The following is a 17,496-nucleotide window of genomic DNA, read 5'->3' as shown; positions in this document are numbered from 1 at the left end:
CTCGTCCTGCCCTTCGCTTGGGCTCAGGGCGTTCGTCACTTGAAAAGCTCCACTGGAGCTTTTCATCCGCGCCCCGAGGGGCGCGGACCGTTCCTCACCCCTCCACCTTCAGGACTTGGATGAAGGCTTCCTGGGGGATTTCGACCTTGCCGAACTGGCGCATCCGCTTCTTGCCCTCCTTCTGCTTGTCGAGGAGCTTGCGCTTGCGGGTCGCGTCGCCGCCGTAGCACTTGGCGGTCACGTCCTTGCGCAGCGCGCGGATGGTCTCGCGGGCGATGATCTTGCCGCCGATCGCCGCCTGCACGGGGATCTGGAACATGTGCGGCGGGATCACGTCCTTCAGCTTCTCGCAGATCGCCCGGCCGCGGCTCTCCGCCCGGGTCCGGTGCACCAGCATGGCGAGCGCGTCGACCGGCTCGCTGTTGACCAGGATCTGCATGCGCACCAGGTCCGCCGGGCGGTAGTCGGTGATCTGGTAGTCGAACGAGGCATAGCCCTTCGAGACCGACTTGAGCCGGTCGTAGAAGTCGAACACCACCTCGTTGAGCGGCAGGTCGTAGACCACCATGGCCCGGGCGCCGGCATAGGACAGGTCGATCTGGACGCCGCGCTTGTCCTGGCAGAGCTTCAAGACCGAGCCGAGATATTCGTCCGGCGTCAGGATGGTGGCGCGAATCCAGGGCTCGCGGATCTCCTCGATCTTGGTCACCTCCGGCATGTCGGCCGGATTGTGCAGTTCGATCGTGGAATTGTCGGTCAGCGTCATCTGGTAGACGACCGAGGGCGCCGTGGCGATCAGGTCGAGATTGAACTCGCGCTCCAGCCGCTCCTGGATGATCTCCAGATGCAGCAGGCCGAGGAAGCCGCAGCGGAAGCCGAAGCCGAGCGCCGCCGAGGTCTCCATCTCGTAGGTGAAGCTGGCGTCGTTGAGCCGGAGCTTGCCGACGGCCGTGCGCAGGTCCTCGAACTCGGCCGCGTCGACCGGGAACAGGCCGCAGAACACCACCGGCTGGGCCGGACGGAAGCCCGGCAGGGCCTCTGCGGTCGGCTTGCGGTCGTCCGTGATCGTGTCGCCGACGCGGGTGTCGGCGACTTCCTTGATCGAGGCGGTGATGAAGCCGATCTCGCCCGGGCTGAGCTGCGTCAGGTCACGCATCTTCGGGGTGAAGACGCCGACCCGCTCGATTTCGTAGGTGGCGCCGGTGCCCATCATGCGGACCTTCTGGCCCTTGCGCAGGATGCCGTCGACCACGCGCACCAGCACCACGACGCCCAGATAGGTATCGTACCAGCTGTCGACCAGCATCGCCTTCAGGGTCGCATCGACATCGCCGCGCGGCGGCGGCAGGCGCTTGACGATCGCCTCCAGCACGTCCGGGATGCCGAGCCCGGTCTTGGCCGAGATCGGCACGGCCTCGGAGGCGTCGATGCCGATCACCTCCTCGATCTGCGCCTTGACGCGGTCGGCATCGGCGGCCGGCAGGTCGATCTTGTTGAGGATCGGCACGATCTCGTGATGGTTGTCGATCGCCTGATAGACGTTGGCGAGCGTCTGCGCCTCGACGCCCTGCGAGGCGTCGACCACCAGGAGTGAGCCCTCGCAGGCGGCCAGCGACCGGGAGACCTCGTAGGCGAAGTCGACATGGCCGGGCGTGTCCATCAGGTTCAGCGTATAGACCTGCCCGTCGGCGGCCTTGTACTCGAGCCGGACGGTCTGCGCCTTGATGGTGATGCCGCGCTCGCGCTCGATATCCATGTTGTCGAGCACCTGATCGACCATCTCGCGGCTTTCGAGGCCGCCGCAGGCCTGGATCAGCCGGTCGGCGAGCGTCGACTTGCCATGGTCGATATGGGCGATGATCGAGAAATTGCGGATTTGCGCAAGCGGCGTGGTCATCGGGTTCCGGACAGGTCAGAGGTCGCGCGCTTGATAACACCCGCGGCCCGGCAGGCAAAGGCCTGCAAGACGCCGAAATCGCGGCAATCCTGCGCCGCACCCCCAAAGCCGACGCGGGCGGGCGGTCTCAGCACCGGTGTGCGGTCTGCAGCGGCAGTCCCGGCCGGCCGGTCAATCCTTGCGGCGCAGGCGCACCACCACATCGACCCGGACGATCTCCATACCGTCCGGAACCGCCGGCAGCCTGCCGATCTCGACCGAACTGGCCGGGATGTCGAGCATGGCATTGTCGCCTTCGACGAAGAAGTGGTGATGGTCGCCGACATTGGTGTCGAAATAGGATTTCGAGCCGTCGACGGCCAGTTCGCGCAGCAGGCCGACTTCGGTGAACTGGTGCAGGGTGTTGTAGATGGTCGCCAGCGAGACCGGCACCCGCGCCAGGATGGCCTCCTCGTGCAGCGCTTCCGCCGAAACATGGCGGTGGCCGCGGCCGAACAGCAGCGAGGCGAGGGCGAGGCGCTGGCGGGTCGGCCTGAGGCCGGCGCGGCGCATCATCGCGGTGACGCAGGTCGGGCGCGCCTCGCCGTCGCGGGCGGACCCGGCCGGGTCCGGCTCGCGCTGGGCATAAAGGGTCACTGACCTCGCTTCCATCGCCGTCCTCGATCTTGGATGCCTTCGGAGAATGCCGGACGTCACTCCTCCCGTCAAAAGGTTCATGGTTCGACTACGGCAGCGGAACGGGAGCCGCTTGCCGCGATCGAACCACCAGCGCGTCTCCGGTGTCGCAAGCCGTTGAGGCTCGTTGGGACAATAATAGGAACCATTCGCAAGCAGGGCAACCCGCGGCATGCTCGGAATAGTCCTCATATGGTTTCCGTTACGACGCCGGTTCGGCTGCCTCTGATCTTTCGGAGCCCCGATCCCTATGTTAGAAGGCGCCGCGGTCATAGTGCCGGCCTCTTCGGGGGCTGGAGCCGCATGGGCGGTCGAAGGGCGCAAAGCCCGACGGTCCGGAGTTCCGGGCTGTGCCGCAGAACACGAAAGGGCGATACGGAACCCCATGGACGAGCGCCGCTCCAGCTTTGCTTATGAAGATCTGCTCGCCTGTGGGCGCGGAGAGTTGTTCGGCCCGGGCAATGCCCAGCTGCCGCTGCCTCCGATGTTGATGTTCGACCGCATCACGCAGATTTCCGAGACGGGCGGCGAGAACGGCAAGGGATATATCCGCGCCGAATTCGACATCCGGCCCGATCTCTGGTTCTTTTCGTGCCACTTTCAGGGCGATCCCGTCATGCCGGGCTGCCTCGGACTCGATGCGCTGTGGCAACTGGTCGGCTTCTATCTCGGTTGGCTCGGGTCGCCGGGACGCGGGCGGGCCCTGGGCGTCGGCGAGGTGAAATTCACCGGGCAGATCCAGCCGGGCGTGAAGCTGGTCGAGTACGGCATCGAGTTCAAGCGCGTGATGCGCGGCAGGCTGGTGCTCGGCATCGCCGACGGCTGGGTCAAGGCCGACGGCCAGGAGATCTATTCGGCGAAGGATCTGAAGGTGGGGCTGTTCCAGGCCTGATGGCCCGGGACGTCAAGACCGGTGGCCCGATCCGGACAGGCTGCCGGCACCGGCGTTGAAGCGCCGGTCCGTCCGATACGGATTGCGCCCGGCAATGAGAACGAGACGAGAATCGAGGCCCAGATGAGGCGAGTGGTCGTGACCGGGATGGGGATCGTATCCTCCATCGGCAACAACACCCAGGAAGTCATTGCCTCGCTGCGCGAGGCCCGATCGGGCATCACGCGTGCCGAGAAGCATGCCGAAATCGGCTTCCGGTCGCAGGTGCAGGGCGCCCCGACCCTCGATCCCGAGGGCCTGATCGATCGCCGCGCCATGCGTTTCCACGGCGGCGGCACCGCCTGGAACCATGTCGCCATGGACCAGGCGATCCGCGATTCCGGGCTTGAGGAGAGCGACATCTCCAACGAGCGGACCGGCATCATCATGGGCTCCGGCGGCCCGTCGACCCGCACCCTGCTGGAGGCCTGCGACATCGCCCGGACCAAGGGTCCGAAGCGCGTCGGACCCTTCGCGGTGCCGAAGGCGATGTCGTCGACCGCATCGGCGACGCTCGCCACCTGGTTCAAGATCAAGGGCGTCAACTATTCGATCTCGTCGGCCTGCGCCACGTCGAGCCACTGCATCGGCAACTCGGCCGAGCAGATCATCCTCGGCAAGCAGGACGTCATGTTCGCCGGCGGCTGCGAGGAACTCGACTGGTCGCTGTCGGTCCTGTTCGATGCCATGGGGGCCATGTCGTCGAAGTTCAACGACACGCCGGCAACCGCCTCCCGCGCCTACGACAAGAACCGCGACGGCTTCGTCATCGCCGGCGGCGCGGGCGTGCTGGTGCTCGAGGAGCTCGAGCATGCCAAGGCGCGCGGGGCCCGCATCTATGCCGAACTGACCGGCTACGGCGCCACCTCGGACGGCCACGACATGGTCGCCCCGTCGGGCGAGGGGGCGATGCGCTGCATGCGCCAGGCGCTGGCGACCGTGAAGGGCAAGGTCGACTACATCAACCCGCACGCCACGGCGACGCCGGTCGGCGATGCCAAGGAGATCGAGGCGATCCGCGCGGTGTTCGGCAAGGACGTGCCGCCGATCTCGGCGACCAAGTCGCTGACCGGCCATTCGCTCGGCGCGGCCGGCGTGCAGGAGGCGATCTATTCGCTCCTGATGATGCAGAACGGTTTCATGGCCGAATCGGCGAATATCGAAGAGCTCGATCCCGATTTCGCCGACATGCCGATCCTGCGCCAGCGGGTCGACGACGTGGAACTGGAGACCGTTTTGTCCAATTCCTTCGGCTTCGGCGGCACGAATGCCACGCTGGTGTTCCAGCGGCACGACCGCTGAACGCGACGGCTGGCGCGCGCCGCGCCGGCCGTGTCATAAGGTTTTCAAGAGACTGTGCGATCCGGTTCGAACCCTCGAACGTACCGGATCGCATGTGGACCGATCGCTACGGCTACCCTCACCTGCGCCTCGTCCCAGCGGCGAGCGGCAGACGGGCCTATGAAGCAGGGACCCGCATGAGCGGACTGATGCATGGCAAGCGCGGGCTGGTGATGGGCGTCGCGAACGACCATTCCATTGCCTGGGGGATCGCCAAGAAGCTGGCCGATTCCGGCGCGGAACTCGGCTTCACCTACCAGGGTGAGGCCTTCGGCCGGCGGGTGAAGCCGCTTGCGGCCTCGCTCGGATCCGATTTCCTGATCCCTTGCGATGTCGAGGATGTCGCCTCGGTCGACCGCGTCTTCGAGACCATCAAGGAGCGTTGGGGCCGGCTCGACTTCCTGGTTCATGCCATCGCTTTCTCGGACAAGACCGAACTCAAGGGCCGTTACGCCGACACCACGCGCGAAAATTTCGTGCGCACCATGGTGATCTCCTGCTTCTCCTTCACGGAGATCGCCAAGCGGGCGGCGGCGATCATGAATCCCGGCGGCTCCATGGTCACGCTGACCTATGGCGGCTCGACGCGGGTCATGCCCAACTACAACGTCATGGGCGTCGCCAAGGCGGCGCTGGAATCCTCGGTCCGCTACCTGGCGATGGATTTCGGCCTTGACGACATCCGCGTAAACGCGATCTCGGCCGGTCCGGTCAGGACGCTGGCGGGGGCCGGCATCGCCGATGCCCGGCTGATGTTCAATTTCCAGAAGCGCAACTCGCCGCTCGGGCGCACCGTCTCGATCGATGAGGTCGGCGGTACGGCATTGTATCTGCTGTCGAATCTGTCTTCCGGCGTGACCGGCGAAGTGCATTTCGTCGATTCCGGCTACAACATCGTCTCCATGCCGCGGCTTGAGGAACTCAAGGACATCGACGATGTCGAGGAGACCAAGGCGGCGTCCGGAACGGTCTCCAGCGCGGCGGAGTGATCCGGCGCGGGCCCTGCGGGGCAACCGCAGCGAAGTCCAGCAAGGATGATTTTGTGGGAGCCACCCTGCCGGGGCGGCTCCCACATGCATTTTGGGGCCGAATGCAGACGGGCAGGCGCCCCGCTTGCCGGCGCCGGGGTGAGGAGGTCGGTCATGCATTTGCGACATGGCCGCTCGGCGGTATCTGGCATGCCAGATACCTTGCTGTCAGGTTTGGTCTTCTCTATATTGCATTGCAACAGAGTTCGTTGCTCCACGGAGACCCGCCATGATCGGTCCGCACTTCCTCGAATATCTCGCTCTCGCTGTTGCCTTCGGTGGCCTCGTGGCCGTCGCGACCGAGATTTTCGTTCGCGATCCCAAGATCTTCTTCGAAGGCCTCGCCGGTCGTACCAGCTCCGCGCGGGCGCTCGCCAACCGCGCCGCCAAGCTGCCGAGCCCGTCGCGCACGCGCATCGCCTGACCGGCCGGATTGCTGCAACGCATCCGAACGGCTTCGACGGCCTTCCCCTGCCGATCGAATGTCCTTGCGGCCTGACCCGCAGGATTGACGAAGCCCCCGGCCTGGTCCGGGGGTTTCGTCGTTTCAGGGCATTCCCGTGAACGCGCCCGGTTGCCGATCCGGCCCGACCGACCGTCAACCCTCGAAAGTCTCCGGATCGACCGCACCGTGCAGCCGCAGAGCGGCGGCGCGTGCGAAGCGGATGGTCATGGCTTTGCGGGTCGCGGCGGCCAGTCGATGCTCCGGCGCCTCCCGCAGGATCTCCGCCCCGAAGGCGTCGGCGACGATCAGGCCGCAATCCTCCGGGAAGATGTCCAACGGCACCCGCGGACTGGTTGCAAAATAGAGCCGGTCGGAATGCAGGCGGTAGAAGGGCCATTTCTGGTCGACCCGGAAATCCTCGATCGAGGATTTGACCTCGACGATCCGGATGCTGCCGTCGTCGCCGAGCGCGACCACATCGGCCCGGCGGCCGGAGGCGAGCGGCAGTTCCTCGACACAGGCAAGCCCGAGCCGCCGCAGGTGCCGTTTGACGCCGCGCAGCACCAGGCGCGTCTCCTCCGGACGGGAGGGCATCGTCAGAAGCGTGGAAAGATCGTCAGTGGGCATCCTGCAATCATGCCCCGTCCACGGCCCGGCAGACAAGAAACGCACCGCGCGGCTGGGTTGACTTGACGCCGGCGTCCGGAGCGGGTCCGCTGCAGCGGCCCTGCCCTTTCCCGGAGCCGTCATGTCGATCCTGTTCTCGCCGCTTGCCGTCGGCCCTGTGACCGTGCCGAACCGTATCGTCGTCTCGCCCATGTGCCAGTATTCGGCCGAGGACGGCTGTGCCGGCGATTGGCACCGCACCTATCTGCCGATGCTCGGAATGTCCGGCGCCGGTCTGGTGATCCTGGAGGCGACCGCCGTCGAACGGCGCGGCCGGATCACCCATGGCTGCCTCGGGCTCTATTCCGATGCCGCCGAGCGGGCCCTGGCGCCGGTGATGGCGGCCGCGCGGGCCTATGCGGTGCCGGGAACCAAGTGGGGCGTGCAGCTTGGCCATTCGGGCCGCAAGGGCTCGTCGCAACGGCCCTGGGAGGGCGGCCGCGCCCTGTCGCAGGCCGAGGACGCCTGGCCAACCTTCGGCCCCTCGGCGCTGCCCTTCGACGACGGCTGGCCTGTGCCCGGGCTTCTCGAGGCGGCCGATTTCGAGCGCATCGAACGAGCCTTCGTGGCCGCCGCTCTGCGCGCCCGCCGGATCGGCTTCGACCTGATCGAATTGCATATGGCGCATGGCTATCTGATGCATGCGATGCTCTCGCCGCTCGCCAACCGGCGCGACGACGCCTTTGGCGGCGATTTCGACCGTCGAGCCGCCTTTCCGACTGCCGTGGCGCGGGCCGTGCGCGCGGCCGTGCCGGATCTCGCCGTTGGCGCCCGGATCACCGGCACGGACTGGGCCGAGGGCGGATTGACCCCCGAGGATGCCGTCGAAATGGCGGCTCGGCTCAAGGCCGAGGGGCTAGACTATGTCTGTGTCTCCTCCGGCGGCATCACGCCGAAGATCCGCATCCCGGTCGGCCCGAACTACCAGGTGCCCTTCGCGGCGCGCGTCAAGGCGGAGACCGGTATCATCACCCAGGCGGTCGGCATGATCGTCGATCCCGAAGAGGCCGAAGCCGTCCTGCAGCGCGGGGAAGCCGACCAGATCGCCCTTGCCCGGGCCATTCTCGACGATCCGCGCTGGGGCTGGCACGCCGCCGAACGGCTCGGTAGCGAAATCGAACGGCCGGCACAGTTTGCGCGCGTCGCGCCGCCGGTCTGGCCGGGCTCCCGGATGCGTCGCCCCTGATACCGCAGCCGTCCCTGGTGGGCCCGGCCGCTCCGCGTCCTCGACCTTCGCGATGAGGCCGGAGCCGGTCCGAACGCCGTGGAAAGGCTCGACGGAGGATGGGCTTTGCCGTGCCGGCTCTTGAACGGCACCTCCGGACCACCGATCTCAGCCGGATGCCGGCATCGCCCCGGCCGCGCCGTAGCGGGAAGGCCGTACCGGCATGGCCCGGGGGCGGGTCCGGATCCGGCCGTCGCCGGTGGAGACAGGCACGAACTGGAGACGACGCCATGCGCCCGCTCGCCTGGACTGCCGCCTGGATCGGCGTAGCCTTCTGGTCCTTCCTGGTCTTCGGGGCCTGGGCGATGACGCGCATCGTTTTCGGTGTCGCGCGCTGGAGCTTCGGCGACGAAGTGCCGGGCTTCCCGATCGAGCCGACGTCGCCGACCTGGCTCATCGATCTGCTGCAGGGCTTCGGCGGCGTCGCCCTCTTCACGGTCTGGGCCGTCGTCTGCGCCGTGATTCTCGGCACGACCTGGCTGGTCACGTCCCTGTTCGGCCGGTCCGGCAAGGAGCCGGGCGGACGGCTCCGGTGATCCGGCTCGCAATGGCGCGGATCGAAATCCCGCATCCGTGTTCGACGCCGCCGCATACCGGGGCGTTCTCCGATGCGGCCTCAGGGCGACCGCTCCCCGCGGAATGGTCGCCGGTTCCCGGCCTGGGGGCGCGTACCCGGTTTGTTCCTGGCGCGTCGTCGTCCCTGTTTCCGTAGCTCTTGCGGGCCGAAGTCTGGTCGACGGCCCGAGCTGCGGCGGATCCTTCGGGACCGATGCCCGGCTGTGCGTTGCCGTCGTCCAAGAGAGCGTCGCGCCCCGGCCACGGGCCGATGCGTCGGTGCCGCAAAACCCTTCGCATGCGGCGCGGTCTGGTGCCGAAGTTCCGGAAGGCACCGCCCGGTCGCGACGGCTGCCAAGGATGCGGGCTTCCGGTCTCAGTCCTGCGATCGGCGGCCGGATCAGTGCAGCCAGCGCCGCAGCCAGGAACTGCTGTCCGGCAGGGCTTCGATCAGGCGCTCGGCAAGATTGCGCCAATGATTGCGTTCGGCAATCGCCTCTTCGGCGCGCTGACGTTCCAACAGCGCGAGCTTCATCAGGGTTTCGATCTGGCTCTCGAGGCTGGAGACCCGAACCTGCAGCGAGAATGCGTCCTGTCGGCCCGCCTCCTTGGGTGGCGGCACCGGCTCGGTCGCCCCGCGCGCGCCGGCGCCGGCACCGGCTTCGGCGCGGCGTTGCGGGGGACGCGAATCGGGATCGGCTCCTGGCGCCGTGGCCGTGGCCGTGGGCGCTGCCGCCGCCGGCGGACTGCGATGGTTGGCGGGCCGGGCTTTCGCCGCCGGGCGTGCCGCTGCCGGCTCTGCCGCGGGAGCCGACGCCGCCTTCCGCTTTGCCGGCGCCGGCGTTTCGGAGGGCGCAGCCCGCCGCGCCTGTGGTCGGGCGCCACCCGTCTGTGCCTTCAAGAACTGGTCCGGAACGGAGATCCGCAGCCGCCCCCTGCGGTCGCGCTCGAACCGCCACTCGTTCCGAATCGCCACCGCGCGTGCGGCCTCGAGCGGTACCCTGAGGATCTCGGCCAGTTCCTCGGCCGTCAATTTGCGCTCGACGATCATTGCGACAGACTTCTCCTATCGGCGGTGCCGACGGCTTCAAGAGTTCCGATGACCATCGTGCGCCCGAAGGCGGACACATGCGAACCTGCGATCCCATCGTCCGGCGAAACCATCGCAGGCGATTCGGACCGATGCCGGTTCCGAACCCAACGATGACGAACCGGGACAATCCCGGTCGCGCCCGCAGTCGAGACGACCGGAAGCCTCCCCGGACCGTGGTCCGCCGCCAGACGATGGCATGAGCCGTCGGTACAGAACGAGCGCCGACCGTCGCCCTTTCGGCCCGCCTGGACGGCGCTTGCGCGACGATCCCAACGACACAGTTGCGTTACCTTAACGGGACTTTGCCAGCGGAAGCGGCACCGCAGCCAGCGTCGGTGCCCGTTTTAGGCGCAGTCGCCTGCTTTGCTCTTCCGGTCGGAAGCCCATGTGGTATCTGCCCGGTAATTATCCGAATAATTTCACAAGAAGATCAGAACGACATGATGCCATCTCTGCACGCTCGCGAACTTCCGCTGCGGAAAATGATGTCAGAAGAATATGTCTTCTGCATCCCCAATTTTCAGAGAGCCTATTCCTGGTCGACCGAGCAGGCAGGTGACTTGCTGGACGATCTTTTTACGGAAATCGACGAATACGATCCGGAATGCCCAGTCGACGCGATGCGGCCATACTTTTTCGGCAGCGTCATCCTGGTCAGGATGCCCAACGCTCCCGAGGCCGACGTGATCGACGGCCAACAGCGACTGACCACGCTGACGATGCTCATTTCGTTACTGCGGGACATCGAAACCGATCAGGCCACGGCCGCTGCCCTGCACGATCTGGTTCATGCGCGCGGCAACCCGCTCGTCGGCACGTCCGACCGGTTCCGCCTGACACTGAGGCCGCGCGACAACGACTTCTTCGCCGCATTCGTCCAGGCTCCCGGGGCCACCTGCACGGTCCCGGACGACAGCGCGGAACCTGCCGGCGACGACAACATCCTGCGCAACCTCGTCTTCATGCGCAAAGCCCTGCAGGCGCTGTCGCCGAAACGGCGGCAACGCCTGACGATGTTCGTGGTCGAGCGATGCTACTTCGTGGTCATCACCGCGGCCGATCGCTCCACCGCCTATCGGATATTCTCGGTCATCAACAGTCGCGGCCTCAACCTGTCGACTTCGGACCTGATCAAAGCGGAGATCGTGTCCAGCCTGCCGGACGAGCAGGCCGAGGCGATGGCATGCGAATGGGAGCGGATCGAAGGCGCCCTCGGACGCGCCGGCTTCGAATCCCTGCTCCATCACACCTTGTTCGCCCATACCGGCCGCAGGGTGAAATCCATCCTGACCGATTTCCAATCGCTCGTGCCCAACGGCATCGGACGGGAGGCCTTCGTCGCCGACATCCTGATCCCCTATGCGTCCATCTATGATTATCTGATCAACCAGAAGGCGTCCCTGGAGCGGGATTCAGGAAGTCTATTCGTCCTTCAATCCTTTGACTTCAACGAATGGATCGGTCCAGCTCTTCGCATCTTGAACAACTGCAAAGAACGAGCCCTGCATACCGAGTTTCTGGAGAAGCTTGAGCGGCTCTGTTTCTACCTGCTTCTGCGAAGGGACTATACGGGATCGCGGCTTGCTCGGTTTGGCAAGATCGTCGATACGTTGGCGGCTGGAGAGAATGTCCTGCAGGATGGGTCGCCGTTGGATCTGAGCGATGCCGAGCGTCAGGAACTGCGCGGGCTGCTCTATTCGCCCGCCATCTCTGCAACGCGCGTCCAGCTGCCGATCATGCTGAAGCTTGAACTTCTCCTGTCAGGCGCGTCCGGGCTTCCGGCCCCCGAGGACTTGCATGTCGACAAGTTCGCGACCCGGCGGGCTCCGGCCGCGGGACGCGCTTTGACGGTCGGTGTGCGGTCCGACAAGGACATTCTGAACGGGTTGGGCAATCTGGTCCTGGTTCGGCGCCGCCGCAGCCTTGCAACCATCCGGGAGACGGCGGTCGAGCGCCGGGAGCGGCTCATGGGGCACGACGCCAGCGAGCCCTTTGCGACATCGGTCAGCCTCCTCGATGCCGAGGGCGATGTCACGGAGCGGCTTGAGCAGCGCGAGGCGGCCTTCCTGGAGCGGCTCTGCAGCCACTGGCAACTCTAGTGGTGCGATCGAGACGGAGGGTTCCCATCCGCCTCATGAATCTGAACCACTGACTATTTGATTGCCCGGTCAACTCGATCCGGCATTTGCGGGACGCAAATGTCTGATTCTGACCTCCGGGACGGACGTGGGTCGCAGGGCTGGGTGGCGCGGCCTGCAAAGCGACGGCGTCTTTCGCGGCGAGCTTCGTGCGAAGGCCGGCCGGTCGCCGGAAGTGGCGGGCTCTTACGAAGGGCGGTCCATGACGGAAGCGGACCGCTGACCGGCCCCGGGCGGTCCACGGTATCCGCGCAGCAGCGCGATGAGCGGCTTCGCCTGACGAGCCGAGGCCGGCGTCGCGGCTCCGACGGCACGAGGCAGCGTGCCGATCCAGGAGGCCATGGATTCAGGATGGCCATGCCGATCTTGGCCGACGAAATCGTTCAGGGCGGTGTAGCGCCTCCTGGCCGTCCTGAGCAGGGAGGCCGGCGTCGTGCCAGGATGGGACGCCATGGGTGTGCGATACAAAAACGATTTGGATGCCAGATCTAATAAACATCCGCCTCGAAGAGCGGCTTGCGGCCTTTGGCCGGCGGCTCGATGTCCAGGTTCACATTCACGGCGTCCATCGGGTCCGCGACGAATACATAGCCGATACCGCGAATGCTGCGGATGAATCGATCTCCGCCGCGCTGTTGTCCGAGGACCGTTCGCAGGCGGCTGATCAGCACATCGACGGAGCGAACATTAACGTTTTGGATGCTACCGTACAGAGCTTTTGCAATCTGTTCACGCGATAGATGGACACCGCGCCTGGACAGAAAATATTCGAGAAGCACCGTCTGCATATTTGTCAGATATACGGCACGGTCTTCGGACACGAGCTTTCGGGTTGCATTGTGGAAGGCAAAGCGCCCGAACCGGAGAACGCCACTTCTGCTTAAAGACGCGCGATATTCCGACTGATCGCTCCGGATCGTCAGAATGGCCGCGACGAGGTCTTCGACCCGCACCGGCTTGCCGATGATCGCCTTGGCCGGAGGGTCGCCGATACGGGCAGGGCTCCGCAGCGGCCGCGATCCCTTCAGCAGCAGAACGTTGCAGAGACCGCAGACGTGCCAGACCAACTCGGAATCGACCGCGTCGACGCTGTCCAAATCGAGAACCAGGATATCAGGAGAGTAGGTAAGGCATTTCGCCCACGCATCCAGCGCGGTAGCGGCCCATTCCACAGTATAGTTATTCTCCCGACAGAAGGTCGAAAGCAGCATGCGTGTCCGCGGGTCGGCTACCACAACCAGGATTCTGATCGCCATGATCGCCTCCTCTCACATCTAATGCCTCAGGCGGACCGACATGCCGGACGGATCCCAATCCGTGCCATCAATCCGAAACACGGATTGCTTGATCCAAGGATCCGATCGTTCGGATGACCGCCGGGCGTCATTCCGAAACACCGTTCCGGGATGCGGCACGCCTGGCAGCGCGGAAGCAATCGCCGCGCCACGATCGGGCCGTCACGGACCGCCCTCGCCATACTCCCTACGCGGGCGACGGTTCGCTATCCCGAGTGAGGCCCATCCGCTCTTGGTGGGCCGGAACGGACGCAAGAACCGGGACGCGATGTCGACAGGGTCACGAATTGCCGGTCAGGCACGACCATGCGGCGAGATCGCTGACGATATATCCATGCGCGACCCGCGCCATCAGACGTTTGGTGTCGAGGATTTGCAGTCGCCGCCGCACGGTCTCGCGCGGCATCGCGATATAGTCCGCGATTGAAGAAACGTTTGCAGCTTGTACGTAAGAGAACTGGTATTTCCTCGAGCCAAAATTAATACGGCCACAAGCAAGCAAAATAGCGACATCGTCGAAGTCGAGATCATACTGCTGGCGGATCTTCCCGAAGTTCTTGATCATCTCTCCGGCCTTCTCCGCGCGCACGGAATACCGGTTGATCTCAGAGGAAACCGGGTGCCCCGGTCGTGGTATCAAGGAGTCTTCTGGAAGTTCGCGCTGCATCTGCACCCCCGCCTGGAATTTCTACCGACGACCTGGCCCTTGCAATGCACTCAGCAAATCAAGTTAAGCTTGACTATTGAGCGAGAACAAAAGCGGAGTCGAATTCACCATATGGATATGATCTACCCAGGTCTGACGACCCCTGCCCATATGGAGCGTTATCGCATTGTTTTAGGCAAAGGATCAATATTTCAAGTGCCCATTATTGAGCCTAAATATCACCATTTAACGAAAGGGAAATAAAGTGGAAATGTTGTATTCCTTGTGGTATGCGTGTTCTTATAACTTTAATTGTCGATAATCTTATTATATGCCTGGATTTGAATCCAATAAGTAGCAGCACCGGGTCTCTTGCGCGCATACGTCGCAGATGTCGCATACACGACGATCGCTTGAATCCAGCCGGCCACCCGCTCCCCCTTTTCAATGAGCTGTCCGCAACTGCCCGCGGCCGGTCCGTTCACGTGGGTGTAGCTGAAATTTCTCCGTCCAAATCGTTGTGATCGACAATTTCCGGGGATTCAAGCCCCCCGAGAGGTTCGTCGACGGTGACCTTGCGGAAATGCAACCGAATATTATAAATGCATAAACAGATATAAGTCCGGGGATGACACCGAGTGCCGACGGACTGCGATCGAAATCGCATCCGATTCCATATTTTGTTCGGTAGGGCATTGCTGCGCCGGGCCGTGCGCCGAAACGTCGGGTTGGCGTTCTGCCACGCCCGTTCCGAAGGATTGGAACGTGTCAATCGGGCGGCACCATAACGTCAGGAGTTGCCGGTGAGACTTGACCAGGTCGACACGTCGCTCACGATGTAGCCATGCGCAACGCGAGCCACCAGTTGCTTGGAAGCGAGTATTCCCAGCCGACGCCGAACAGTCTCCCGCGGAATTCCGACATAGTCGGCTAGAGAAGAGACATTGGCCGCTTGAGCATAGGATATCGGATATCGACGCGAACCAAAATTGATTCGACCGCACGCAAGCAAGATTGCTATGTCATCATAGTCCAAGGAATGCTGGTCTCGTATTCGATTGAAGGAACGAAGCAGATCGGCTGCCTTCTCCGCCTTGCCGAAATACGAAGTCGGATCAGAAGGCATTTTCCGGTCCAATTGAACCTCATAAACGTCACTTCCCACGACATCTTCCCTCCGCTTGCCAGAATATGTCTCCATCTCGACAGTCGGATGAGTATATTCTATGCGCCGGGTCATGATTTTTATAACAGCTACCTGACCATAAAGACGTTTACGCCTTCAGGTCGATCTCCTTACGAAACCTATGCCACAATTCGTGCGGCGGTATTATGTCTTATCGCAATCCGTCTAATGGATTTCAATAGAATATATGCTCATTCTTGTGGGAAGTGTCGCCGGGCCATAAATCAGAAATCTATTAGCAGAATGTATCTCGCCGTGCTCCGTATTTGCACATAACGATAAAATGGAAATTATACTATTCGGGTCAACCTGAAGTCGCCTCTGGTGCCGGCTGTCGAATCAAAACCTTCTGCACCGGCGCGACAGGACACGCCAATGAATGTCCGGACCGAGGCCGCTCCGGAGAGGGCCGAATGCCCCTCGTCTTGCGATTTGGCGCCACCCTATGTGAAAATGCCTGACGATCATCGTTCGCCGGACCTCAACGACAAAAGGTAACGGCGGCCGCTGTTGTAGGCATGAGACTGTGGCGGCGAGAAAAAACATATTGGCAACGAGACGTCGTTGAGTACTCTTTCCAGCATCGGAGCTTGACGAGAACCAACACTGGCTTCGGACGCTGCCGGGAGGCGAGTGGTTCGATCGAGTCGGATGGTTCCCAGCCGTCTCGTGAATCCGACCGCTGACTTATAGACCACCCGGTCGCACTCCTCAGGCTCAGGCCGGCGCCGGAATGATCGTCCAGCGCGATGCAACCGCCTCGGCAGGGCCTGCATGCAAACGCATGGACAACGGATCGGAGCCGCCCGCGCAGCCCGGTCTCGCCGGCAATGCTTGGGTTCCGGTCCCGGCCTTCCTCCGAACCGCCTAACCGGGCGACGCGACCGTGCAACCTGATAAGGGGACCGCGCTGCTGCCTCGGTCCGAAAGCGCCGAATGGGCGAAACGCATGGACCCTGCCTTCGGGAGGCAGGGCGTCTTCGCCAGGCGACGGTTGGTCAGCACAGACACGGCCACGTCACCGGGCGGCGCTGTCGTCGCTGCCGAACCATGACGGCGAGCGGCGCGGTGGGAACGTTTGCCGGCGCGGCCGCTTGTGTTTCAGCTTCAGTCCGTCGAAGCCATATTTCTCGACCGCATAGTGCCATTCCCGCAGTTCGGATTCGCTGATGCCGTAGTCCGACTGCAACACCGACAGGCTCACGACGCCGCTGGCCACGGCTTCCAGAACGGCCATCTTGCGTTGCGCAGTCCAGCGCTGGCCGTGACCCGCCGGAGCGAATGCCGGAGCGGTCTCGGAGACCATCGCCGGGACGGATAGGTCGGCCTGTTGCATGCGGGTTCGCCCGAATCTGAATGCCTCGTACCAATCCAGGCTGCCGGGCCAACTGAAAATAGAAAGTCGTATAATGCTCATATTGGGCGACATTATTTACATTGAGCGCATGACATCATTTCAAGCGACCCAAAATGGTGACGTGTTAAGACTGATATGCGATCACATGGCGTACTGAAGGAACGATAAGTACTTGATTTATATGGAAAGAAAGTTGGAGGAGGATGTAGGAAAGTGAAATTAGACGCGGATTTCCGATACTAATACGTGCCTTATCATCAAATTTTCGCTCTTTTGTCTATTTTCGGCCGTTAAGTTTTATGGTTGAGTTCGATTCAGACATGTTGATCGGAGATTGTGCGATGTGGACCACTGCCGCCCTGACGGCGCCGAGGCTCAGCCCCATTCTCGATGCGGTCCGCGGGTTTCCCGCGTCATTGCTCGGGGCTGGCGTTTCCGTTGCGGCTCGTCAGCCGGCTGAAGCGGCGGCCGACGTCTCTCCGGTGTTGGAAACCGGTGATCGGGTCCGGCAACCGGACTTCTCGGAGGTCGCTGCCGCGTTCATCGGCCGGCACTCGCGGATAGCCGCCGATGCTCTCGCCAATGCCGACCGGCGGTCGCGGGACGATCTCGTCGAGTTCGAGATGCTGCTGCAGTTCTCGATCGCACGCGGCGTCCGCACGCATATCGTCGACCTTTCGATCCTGCGCCACAGTTTCGCGATCAATCGGACGGCGCGGCTGGTCACCTTCAAGAACGCGCTCGAACGCCTGCGTGGCTTCGGCATTCGCAACGGTCAGCCGACTTGCCCGGTACACTATGCGGGTGACCGAGAGCCCGTGATGCGCGTCGTGGCCTACAATCCGGCGACCGACGACGGGGAGCGGGAATCTTCCTCTGCCAGCCCGGCCCCGGTTGCGCCGCCGCCCGTTATGGCCCGGGCCGGCTGACTCGCCTGTCGGAACGGGAGCAATCGTCGGGACGGGTCGCCGCCGCCTGTCTCAGGCCCTTGCACAACCGTCTCCGCAGCCGGAAGGCG

The 17,496-nt window shown here is 63.7% G+C and carries 16 protein-coding genes; 8 read left to right on the top strand and 8 right to left on the bottom strand.

Translation table 11 applies throughout. The annotated features are described in order from the left end of the window. Positions 1–94: 94 nt before the first annotated feature. Positions 95–1,897, bottom strand: a complete 1,803-nt coding sequence (gene lepA, locus KL771_RS14910; protein WP_261969348.1) for a translation elongation factor 4 — start codon at positions 1,895–1,897, stop codon at positions 95–97. A gap of 171 nt (positions 1,898–2,068) precedes the next feature. Continuing rightward, complete coding sequence (irrA, locus tag KL771_RS14905; RefSeq protein WP_261969602.1) at positions 2,069–2,452, bottom strand: iron response transcriptional regulator IrrA; 384 nt, start codon at positions 2,450–2,452, stop codon at positions 2,069–2,071. A 505-nt stretch (positions 2,453–2,957) separates the two neighbouring features. On the opposite strand from irrA, the gene fabA reads away from it, so the two are divergent. The 4 genes from fabA to KL771_RS14885 all read left to right on the top strand — a co-directional run bounded on the left by fabA (position 2,958) and on the right by KL771_RS14885 (position 6,296). Further along, on the top strand, positions 2,958–3,464 hold the full coding sequence (gene fabA, locus KL771_RS14900; RefSeq protein ID WP_261969347.1) for a 3-hydroxyacyl-[acyl-carrier-protein] dehydratase FabA: 507 nt from the start codon (positions 2,958–2,960) through the stop codon (positions 3,462–3,464). Between the two features lie 123 nt (positions 3,465–3,587). Continuing rightward, on the top strand, positions 3,588–4,805 hold the full coding sequence (fabB, locus tag KL771_RS14895; RefSeq protein WP_261969346.1) for a beta-ketoacyl-ACP synthase I: 1,218 nt from the start codon (positions 3,588–3,590) through the stop codon (positions 4,803–4,805). A gap of 176 nt (positions 4,806–4,981) precedes the next feature. Then, on the top strand, positions 4,982–5,833 hold the full coding sequence (fabI, locus tag KL771_RS14890) for an enoyl-ACP reductase FabI (protein ID WP_261969345.1): 852 nt from the start codon (positions 4,982–4,984) through the stop codon (positions 5,831–5,833). A 268-nt stretch (positions 5,834–6,101) separates the two neighbouring features. Further along, entirely contained in the window at positions 6,102–6,296 is a 195-nt protein-coding gene (locus KL771_RS14885; RefSeq protein WP_261969344.1) for a hypothetical protein, read from the top strand. A gap of 174 nt (positions 6,297–6,470) precedes the next feature. On the opposite strand, the gene KL771_RS14880 is transcribed toward KL771_RS14885, so the two are convergent. Next, positions 6,471–6,944, bottom strand: a complete 474-nt coding sequence (locus KL771_RS14880) for an MmcB family DNA repair protein (protein ID WP_261969343.1) — start codon at positions 6,942–6,944, stop codon at positions 6,471–6,473. A gap of 121 nt (positions 6,945–7,065) precedes the next feature. Between KL771_RS14880 and KL771_RS14875 the strand changes: the two genes are divergently transcribed. Together KL771_RS14875 and KL771_RS14870 are read left to right on the top strand one after the other, a co-directional pair. Then, the gene (locus KL771_RS14875; RefSeq protein WP_261969342.1) at positions 7,066–8,169 is read left to right on the top strand and encodes an NADH:flavin oxidoreductase/NADH oxidase; all 1,104 of its coding nucleotides are present in this window, start codon (positions 7,066–7,068) and stop codon (positions 8,167–8,169) included. A 269-nt stretch (positions 8,170–8,438) separates the two neighbouring features. Beyond that, entirely contained in the window at positions 8,439–8,744 is a 306-nt protein-coding gene (locus tag KL771_RS14870; protein ID WP_261969341.1) for a hypothetical protein, read from the top strand. Between the two features lie 419 nt (positions 8,745–9,163). On the opposite strand, the gene KL771_RS14865 is transcribed toward KL771_RS14870, so the two are convergent. Further along, the gene (locus tag KL771_RS14865) at positions 9,164–9,814 is read right to left on the bottom strand and encodes a hypothetical protein (protein WP_261969340.1); all 651 of its coding nucleotides are present in this window, start codon (positions 9,812–9,814) and stop codon (positions 9,164–9,166) included. A 482-nt stretch (positions 9,815–10,296) separates the two neighbouring features. On the opposite strand from KL771_RS14865, the gene KL771_RS14860 reads away from it, so the two are divergent. Next, positions 10,297–11,955: a DUF262 domain-containing protein gene (locus KL771_RS14860; protein WP_261969339.1), complete on the top strand. Its 1,659-nt coding sequence runs from the start codon at positions 10,297–10,299 to the stop codon at positions 11,953–11,955. 527 nt (positions 11,956–12,482) lie between these two features. Here KL771_RS14860 and KL771_RS14855 read toward each other — a convergent pair. From KL771_RS14855 to KL771_RS14840, 4 genes are all read right to left on the bottom strand, one after another. Continuing rightward, positions 12,483–13,250, bottom strand: coding sequence for a response regulator transcription factor (locus KL771_RS14855; protein WP_261969338.1), 768 nt, complete (start codon positions 13,248–13,250; stop codon positions 12,483–12,485). A gap of 319 nt (positions 13,251–13,569) precedes the next feature. Beyond that, on the bottom strand, positions 13,570–13,956 hold the full coding sequence (locus KL771_RS14850; protein ID WP_261969337.1) for a hypothetical protein: 387 nt from the start codon (positions 13,954–13,956) through the stop codon (positions 13,570–13,572). A gap of 769 nt (positions 13,957–14,725) precedes the next feature. After that, positions 14,726–15,100 carry a hypothetical protein gene (locus KL771_RS14845; protein WP_261969336.1) on the bottom strand — a complete coding sequence of 125 codons (375 nt, stop codon included), beginning with the start codon at positions 15,098–15,100 and terminating at the stop codon, positions 14,726–14,728. 1,039 nt (positions 15,101–16,139) lie between these two features. Beyond that, on the bottom strand, positions 16,140–16,457 hold the full coding sequence (locus tag KL771_RS14840) for a DUF1153 domain-containing protein (protein WP_261969335.1): 318 nt from the start codon (positions 16,455–16,457) through the stop codon (positions 16,140–16,142). Positions 16,458–16,819: 362 nt separating this feature from the next. Between KL771_RS14840 and KL771_RS14835 the strand changes: the two genes are divergently transcribed. Then, positions 16,820–17,407, top strand: coding sequence for a hypothetical protein (locus KL771_RS14835; protein WP_261969334.1), 588 nt, complete (start codon positions 16,820–16,822; stop codon positions 17,405–17,407). Positions 17,408–17,496: the final 89 nt, after the last annotated feature.

The organism is Prosthecodimorpha staleyi, from assembly GCF_018729455.1.
Taxonomy (GTDB): Bacteria; Pseudomonadota; Alphaproteobacteria; order Rhizobiales; family Ancalomicrobiaceae; genus Prosthecodimorpha; species Prosthecodimorpha staleyi.
Note: the sequence above shows the minus strand (reverse complement) of the source record. Positions and strands in the feature narration are given on the sequence as shown.

Excerpts from the sequence above, each read along its gene's own strand:
- lepA (WP_261969348.1), bottom strand. The coding sequence starts at position 1,897 with ATGACCACGCCGCTTGCGCAAATCCGCAATTTCTCGATCATCGCCCAT.
- KL771_RS14840 (WP_261969335.1), bottom strand. The coding sequence starts at position 16,457 with ATGCAACAGGCCGACCTATCCGTCCCGGCGATGGTCTCCGAGACCGCT.
- KL771_RS14835 (WP_261969334.1), top strand. The coding sequence starts at position 16,820 with ATGTGGACCACTGCCGCCCTGACGGCGCCGAGGCTCAGCCCCATTCTC.
- KL771_RS14865 (WP_261969340.1), bottom strand. The coding sequence starts at position 9,814 with ATGATCGTCGAGCGCAAATTGACGGCCGAGGAACTGGCCGAGATCCTC.
- fabA (WP_261969347.1), top strand. The coding sequence starts at position 2,958 with ATGGACGAGCGCCGCTCCAGCTTTGCTTATGAAGATCTGCTCGCCTGT.
- KL771_RS14850 (WP_261969337.1), bottom strand. The coding sequence starts at position 13,956 with ATGCAGCGCGAACTTCCAGAAGACTCCTTGATACCACGACCGGGGCAC.
- KL771_RS14860 (WP_261969339.1), top strand. The coding sequence starts at position 10,297 with ATGATGCCATCTCTGCACGCTCGCGAACTTCCGCTGCGGAAAATGATG.
- irrA (WP_261969602.1), bottom strand. The coding sequence starts at position 2,452 with ATGATGCGCCGCGCCGGCCTCAGGCCGACCCGCCAGCGCCTCGCCCTC.
- fabI (WP_261969345.1), top strand. The coding sequence starts at position 4,982 with ATGAGCGGACTGATGCATGGCAAGCGCGGGCTGGTGATGGGCGTCGCG.
- KL771_RS14855 (WP_261969338.1), bottom strand. The coding sequence starts at position 13,250 with ATGGCGATCAGAATCCTGGTTGTGGTAGCCGACCCGCGGACACGCATG.
- fabB (WP_261969346.1), top strand. The coding sequence starts at position 3,588 with ATGAGGCGAGTGGTCGTGACCGGGATGGGGATCGTATCCTCCATCGGC.
- KL771_RS14875 (WP_261969342.1), top strand. The coding sequence starts at position 7,066 with ATGTCGATCCTGTTCTCGCCGCTTGCCGTCGGCCCTGTGACCGTGCCG.
- KL771_RS14880 (WP_261969343.1), bottom strand. The coding sequence starts at position 6,944 with ATGCCCACTGACGATCTTTCCACGCTTCTGACGATGCCCTCCCGTCCG.
- KL771_RS14885 (WP_261969344.1), top strand. The coding sequence starts at position 6,102 with ATGATCGGTCCGCACTTCCTCGAATATCTCGCTCTCGCTGTTGCCTTC.
- KL771_RS14870 (WP_261969341.1), top strand. The coding sequence starts at position 8,439 with ATGCGCCCGCTCGCCTGGACTGCCGCCTGGATCGGCGTAGCCTTCTGG.